The organism is Pacificibacter sp., from assembly GCF_039769035.1.
Lineage (GTDB): Bacteria > Pseudomonadota > Alphaproteobacteria > Rhodobacterales > Rhodobacteraceae > Celeribacter.
Genome location: NZ_JBDMZG010000022.1, coordinates 26,682 through 32,798, shown reverse-complemented (window position 1 = coordinate 32,798; position 6,117 = coordinate 26,682). Strand labels below are relative to the sequence as shown.

At 53.0% G+C, this 6,117-nt stretch carries 7 protein-coding genes; 5 read left to right on the top strand and 2 right to left on the bottom strand.

What is annotated here, in order from left to right; all coding sequences use genetic code 11:
* From ABF287_RS02205 to ABF287_RS02185, 5 genes are all read left to right on the top strand, one after another.
* On the top strand, nucleotides 1–1,106 hold a 1,106-nt coding region (locus tag ABF287_RS02205; RefSeq protein ID WP_347183394.1), incomplete at its 5' end, for a sugar ABC transporter substrate-binding protein.
* Nucleotides 1,103–2,059 (top strand): sugar ABC transporter permease, encoded by a 957-nt coding sequence (locus ABF287_RS02200; RefSeq protein ID WP_347183393.1) that lies wholly within the window; start codon nucleotides 1,103–1,105, stop codon nucleotides 2,057–2,059. The genes ABF287_RS02205 and ABF287_RS02200, both read left to right, overlap by 4 nt.
* Before the next feature lies 1 nt (nucleotide 2,060).
* Nucleotides 2,061–2,753, top strand: a complete 693-nt coding sequence (locus ABF287_RS02195) for a carbohydrate ABC transporter permease (protein ID WP_347183392.1) — start codon at nucleotides 2,061–2,063, stop codon at nucleotides 2,751–2,753.
* A gap of 21 nt (nucleotides 2,754–2,774) precedes the next feature.
* Nucleotides 2,775–2,963: a hypothetical protein gene (locus tag ABF287_RS02190; RefSeq protein WP_347183391.1), complete on the top strand. Its 189-nt coding sequence runs from the start codon at nucleotides 2,775–2,777 to the stop codon at nucleotides 2,961–2,963.
* A gap of 88 nt (nucleotides 2,964–3,051) precedes the next feature.
* The gene (locus tag ABF287_RS02185; protein ID WP_347183390.1) at nucleotides 3,052–3,855 is read left to right on the top strand and encodes a sugar phosphate isomerase/epimerase family protein; all 804 of its coding nucleotides are present in this window, start codon (nucleotides 3,052–3,054) and stop codon (nucleotides 3,853–3,855) included.
* Between the two features lie 113 nt (nucleotides 3,856–3,968).
* Here ABF287_RS02185 and ABF287_RS02180 read toward each other — a convergent pair whose 3' ends face one another.
* Both ABF287_RS02180 and ABF287_RS02175 read right to left on the bottom strand, forming a co-directional pair.
* Nucleotides 3,969–5,000 carry an L-idonate 5-dehydrogenase gene (locus ABF287_RS02180; protein ID WP_347183389.1) on the bottom strand — a complete coding sequence of 344 codons (1,032 nt, stop codon included), beginning with the start codon at nucleotides 4,998–5,000 and terminating at the stop codon, nucleotides 3,969–3,971.
* Nucleotides 5,001–5,948, bottom strand: a complete 948-nt coding sequence (locus ABF287_RS02175; protein ID WP_347183388.1) for a 2-hydroxyacid dehydrogenase — start codon at nucleotides 5,946–5,948, stop codon at nucleotides 5,001–5,003.
* Between the last annotated feature and the right edge of the window lie 169 nt (nucleotides 5,949–6,117).

Sequence of the window (6,117 nt, the reverse complement as noted above, 5' to 3'; positions counted from 1 at the left end):
ATTTGACGGCCTTGCAATTTGACACGCAGCTTCAGGCCCGTGTTGCAGCCCGCGATTTGCCAGATGTTTTGATTTATGACCAATCCAGCATGGCGTCCTACGCGCAAAACGGTTGGATCAAACCCATCAAAGTGACAGACTTGGCGGGTTACGACGAAGTGTCAGATATCTCTTGGAATTCCGTCAAAGTGGCTGATGGCACAAGCTACGGTGTGCCGTTCAGTCAGCATGCTCAGGTGACATTTGTCCGCAAAGACTGGCGCGAGAAAATGGGCTTTGATGTGCCAAAAACCCACGAAGACCTGATTGAATTGGCCACAGCCTTTGCGACGGGCGACCCTGATGGCAACGGCGTTGACGGCGATACGTTTGGTATGGCTGTTCCAGGCACCACCAACCGCGGGTTCTTTGCGTGGTGGATGTTCTCTTACCTCGCTCAACAAGGCGCGCATTACGTTGAAGGCGGCGAAGGCAAATACGAGGTTACAATCAACAACGAGGCCGGCAAAAAGGCCGTGAATTGGCTCTATGACGCGTTCTGTGGTGATCCAAACTTGGCCCAACCCGGTGCGATGACCAACGCCAGCGCCACGCCATTCTTTGCAGAAGGTAAGGCGGGCATCTACCAGACCGGTCCTTACGCGATCCCAAGCTTTGACAGCAAAATCGGCAAAGACAAACTTGAGCTGATCTTGGCGCCAGCAGGCTCTGCAGGCAGCACAACATTGACAGAGCGCACAAGCATCTACTTTGGTGTCACATCGAAATTGCCTGACGCGCAAAAGGCTTTGGCGGAATACTTGATCAGTGCAGAAGGCCAAACCATCGGCATGACAGCGCCCGGTCAACCTGTTGTCCGCTTGCCCGTAAACACCACCTTGAACGGTGCTGAAATCTATGGCGACGATCGTTGGGCGACTGTGGCGACACAGCTTGAAAACTCCCAACTCTTCCCGTCTGACATTGATTTCACAGCAGCCCGTTTGGAAATTGCTGAGAGCTTCCAGACCCTGTTTTCGCAGTGTAACGACGACGTCGATGCGCAACTTGACTTGCTTGCGGGTCGCATTGCCGATGAACTTGACGCAGTGGATGCTTTGAAATGAGCAACACCGGCAGCGTTATAAAAGCGACGGCTGCCAACGCCAAGGGGGGAACGCCCCCGTTGGCGCCACGTCGTGGACGTGTACGGTCGCAGTCTCAGTGGTGGTCAGCTTGGATGTTTCTTGCACCAGCGCTGCTGCTGTTTATTTATTTCAAATTCATTCCCATGGCCCAAGGGATCCGCATGTCTTTCCAAGATGTCAGCCCGTTTTTGGGCAACACTTGGATCGGCTTTGAAAACTATATCGAAGTTTTGACAAATGATCGGTTCCATCAAGCCGTTCGCAATACGATTGTCCTAGGTGCAGGCCAATCCTTTGGCGCGGTCATTGTTGGGTTCATCCTTGCGCTTTTGCTCGAAGGTCCGTCACGGACCTTGTGGTTTGTGCGTACTGCGGTGTTTTTGCCAGTTGTTACGGCCTCGGCCGTGGTTGGTGAAATCTGGCGGATCATCTATTACCCCGCCGCAGACGGTTTTCTAAATAAGGTCATCGGCCTGTTTGGCATTGATCCTATCCGCTATCTCGAAGACACCTCCGTGGCGCTTTATGCTGTTATGACGGTCGGGATCTGGTCCAGCGCGCCATATTATATGGTGATTTTTCTCGCTGGGCTTGCGGGTGTGGACAGATCGCTTTACGAGGCCGCCGCCATCGATGGTGCGCGGATGCGCCACCGGATTCTCTACGTCACAATCCCCGCTTTGCGTCCCGCGATTATGATCGTGTCCATTCTGGCTGCTGTGCGTGCCTTGCGTATTTTTACCGATGTTTGGGTTCTCACTGGAGGGGGCCCCGCAGGCTCTACGCAGGTTTGGATGACGCAAATCTACACCCAAGGGTTTGAGCGCAACAATTTGGGCGTTGCTTCCGTTGCATCGATTTTGCTGCTGATCGCCTCGGTGCTTTTGACCGTGGTCGCGATCTACTTTACGCGCAACAAGGAGGCCAAATAATATGTCTGTTTCCCCCAAACGTCGCCGCCGTCAATCCAGTGTCGAAGGCACATTGGATACGGCATTTGGTTGGGCTGTTGGCGATCAAAAAACACTGCTGGTGCGTGGCATCATGTGCGCGATCCTCTTGTTCGTTTTCGCGGGTCCAATCCTAACGATCATTGTCGGGGCCTTTGATTTCAACACTGATCCGACGGCTTTGACCCTTTGGCCACATAATCCCAGTTTGGAAAACTTCCGTGTGGCAGCAGGGCGAGGAATTTGGGGTTACTTCGGCAATTCTTTGTTCATCGCGGGCTTTGGGTTGTTGATCCAGATTTCTGTGGCTGTCACCGCTGGATACGCTTTGGCGCGCCGCAAATTCTATGGTCAGACTGTTGTCTTAGGCATATTCTTGGCGACCATGATGTTGCCGGAAGAAGTTGTTGCTGTGCCACTGGCTGTCGTCTTGGGAGATCTGCCGTTGCTGGGCATCAGCATTCGCGGGACTATTTTTGCGATCATTCTTCCTGTCGCAGCCTCTGCGTTTTCGATCTTGGTCATGGCGGCATTTATGCGCGACATTCCTGAGGAAATCATCGAAGCCGCGCGCATCGACGGAGCCAGCGAATTCCGCATTCTCGTGCAAGTGATTTTGCCGATGAGTTTGCCCGCTTTGGGCGTGGTTGCGATCTTTGGGTTTAACGGCATTTGAGATCAATATTTACTGCCTTTGGTGGCGGCCAACAGAACCGAAGATTACACGATCACGGTCATTTTGCGCAGCCTGCGGGCGGATGTCGAAGTCGGCACCGGCGCGCTTTTGGCGGGGGCATTCTTGGCGTTGATCCCGAGTTTGATAGTCTATCTTTTGCTGCAAAAATCGCTTGTGCGCGGCATGACCTCTGGTGCGATCAAAGGCTAAAAATCCAAGGCCATCCCCCATGGGGTGGCCCTTCCAGCAGCGCTTTGGCTGCATTCACTCATATAACTCAGATATTAAGTAGGTTCCGATGATACTGGCTACAGTCACCGACGAAGTTTTGCCCGGCCGCTCCGAGGCGTGTTTTCCGCATATTTTTGAAACAGCGCTCAAACAAGGCGTCAGCACCTTTGAAATCCGTATGGTTGAAGCCAAAAGATACCCCATTGTCGAGGCCGACGCTTGGACGCGGATGCGCAAATTTGGTGAGGAATACGGGATCAATTTTACCACCGTGTCTCCGGGCCTGTTCAAAACGGGTCTGAGCCACGATCTGATGTCGATCCATCGCAATCAACTGGCTTCGATGAGCATGGATTTGGCAGAAACGATCGACATTGACGTCTTGGTGACGTTTGGGGTGATGCGTGAGGCCACGGATGGCCCCGACAGCTTTGCCAAGGTCGTGGACATCCTGCGCGATACAGCTGAAAAAGCCGCTGCACGTGGCTTCACTGTGCAGCTTGAAAACTTTCCAGGCTCTTGGGCCGATACCGCCGACAATTGCTTGGCATTGCTCAAAGCGGTTGATCATCCTGCGTTTGCCTATTGTTGGGACGTGGGCAATCTGTATGACGCGGATCAAGAACACTTTTTGGAAGGGTACAAAAAGCTCAAACCCTTTATTCGCAATGTGCATTTGAAGGATGGTCAATACATCGGCGATCACATGGTGTGGCAGCATTTTGGCAAGGGCAAAACCGATGTCAAAGGTCAGATTGAAGCGCTTAAGGCCGATGACTACAAAGGCACTTTGACGGTCGAGGCCAAATGCGAACCACAGATGGACGAAGATTTCCCGACCTCTTTGGAATACTTGCGGTCTTTGCTTTAGGGTGCAAATTTGCTGCTATATTAAAGATGATGAAACAAAAGTGCCGCCAAAACGCTGGCGGCACTTTTTCAATTGCGGTGGTCTTTGCCGGATCAAGCCGCCCTCACTCAAACCTATGTAAATTGTATCTGCGTCTTCATGGCTTGACTGCGATCGGACGCCAGCTTGAACCCGTCTTCTGCGTTGTCGATACCAACGGTGTGGGTGATCAAGGGTTTGACGTCGATCAGACCCTTTTGCATCAGGCTGACACCGGTTTGGAACTCGTCATGAAAGCGGAACGAGCCCTTAAGCGACAGTTCTTTTGCAGTGATGGCCATCATTGGCAAAGACATATCACCGCTCAGCCCCAGTTGCATGATGGTCCCGCCTGGGCGCATGGCGTGAATGCCTGCAGTTAATGCGGGCACTGCGCCGGTGCATTCATACATCACGTCGAAGCTGCCTTTGTCGGCGGTGAACTTGTCCAAACCATTTGGTGTTTTTGCCATGTTGATGGTCTCGTCTGCCCCCACAGCCCATGCCATGTCGAGTGTAAACTCAGACAGATCCGTGGCCACGATCCGGTCGGCCCCTGCGCGGCGGGCGCATAGGATTGACAGAATGCCGATGGGGCCACAGCCTGTCACCAAAACGGATTTTCCAACCAAGTTTCCAGCCCGTCGTGTGGCATGCAAACAAACGGCCAAAGGTTCGGCCATGGCGGCTTCGCCCGCATTTAGGCCATCTGCGACAGCACATTGGCTGGCATCCGCATTGAGAACTTGGCGAAAAGCACCTTGGATATGCGGAAACGGCATGGCAGAGCCGTAAAAGCGCATGTTTAGACACTGATTTTGCGCACCCTCTAAGCAGAATTTGCAGGTATTGCAGGGTCGAGAGGGTGACACCGCCACCAGTTGCCCGACTTGTAGATCGGTCACGCCCGCGCCAAGCGCAGTGATATGTCCGGCCACTTCGTGCCCCAAAACCATCGGTTCGCGCAGCTTGATCGCGCCAAAACCACCGTGATTGTAATAGTGCAAATCAGACCCGCAAATCCCACCCGCTGCCATAGCGATTTGCACCTCTCCTGGGCCAGGCGCAACAACGTCCTGTTCTTCGATACGCAGATCTTTGGGGGCATGTATGACGATCGATTTCATCTAGTTCACCTTGGTCAAAAGAGGTTGATTGGCAAAATGTGCAACAAGATTGTCATGCACCAACTTGCCCATGGCTTTGCGGGTCTCATAGGTGCCAGATCCATGATGAGGTTGAAGCATTACGCTGTCTAGTGCAAGGAAACGTGGGTTCAGATCAGGTTCGCCTTCGAAGACGTCCAGTGCAGCGCCCGCGATGGATTGGTTTTCAAGCGCTGTCAGCAGGGCCTCTTCGTCGATGTTGGCCGCGCGTGAAATGTTGATCACCATTCCGTTTGGCCCCAAAGCTTTAAGCACATCTGCGTTGATGATGTGGCGGGTTTCTGCAGAGGCGGCGAGGGTCACGAACAGAAAATCAGAGTGCTCGGCCAGCGCTGTGGCGTCTTGGATAAAGGTCCAATCCTCTGGCGTGTCTTTTGGCGACGAGGCGCTATAGGCCACATCCATATCAAACGCGGCAAGACGTTTGGCCACGGCATAGCCGATCCGCCCAAGGCCCAAAACGCCAACCTTTTTACCCCAAACGCGAGATTGCAGCGGGTATAGGCCTTTTGAGACCCATGACCCGTCCCGTACCCACTGTGAGGCGCCGATCATGCCGCGAGACTGTGCCAACATCATCGCCACGCCAAGGTCTGCCACGTCATTGGTTAAAACATCAGGCGTGTTGGTGACATGGATGCCGCGCGCTGTGCATGCGGCGACATCAACAGCGTCATAGCCAACGCCGTAAACGGACACGACTTCCAAATTGGGGCAGGCGTCAAACATAGCTTTGTCAGCGCCAAGTTCACCACGCGTGGCGATTCCTTTGATTTTTGGGCCGACTTTGGCCAAAAAGGCAGCCTTGTCTTCGGCTTCGAAATACTTATGCATGGTGAAGGCTGCATCCAGTGGCCCTTGGTCCCATTCAGGGTAGTAGCCAACTTGGAGGATATCTGGTTTTGTCATATTGGTGTCCTAGAGATGTAACTCGGCCCGCTTGCGATCGACTTGTTATCGATAACATATGCGGGCGCATTTGAAGCGTCCAGTTGTAATATTGTATGAATGCCTCTGTTGACATTCTTTGTTATCGATAACATAAAGGTATGAAAATCAAAACCTCTAATAATATGGA

Bases quoted from the DNA above. Each gene is read 5' to 3' on its own strand.
- ABF287_RS02185 (WP_347183390.1), top strand. From the start codon at position 3,052: ATGATACTGGCTACAGTCACCGACGAAGTTTTGCCCGGCCGCTCCGAG.
- ABF287_RS02175 (WP_347183388.1), bottom strand. From the start codon at position 5,948: ATGACAAAACCAGATATCCTCCAAGTTGGCTACTACCCTGAATGGGAC.
- ABF287_RS02195 (WP_347183392.1), top strand. From the start codon at position 2,061: ATGTCTGTTTCCCCCAAACGTCGCCGCCGTCAATCCAGTGTCGAAGGC.
- ABF287_RS02200 (WP_347183393.1), top strand. From the start codon at position 1,103: ATGAGCAACACCGGCAGCGTTATAAAAGCGACGGCTGCCAACGCCAAG.
- ABF287_RS02180 (WP_347183389.1), bottom strand. From the start codon at position 5,000: ATGAAATCGATCGTCATACATGCCCCCAAAGATCTGCGTATCGAAGAA.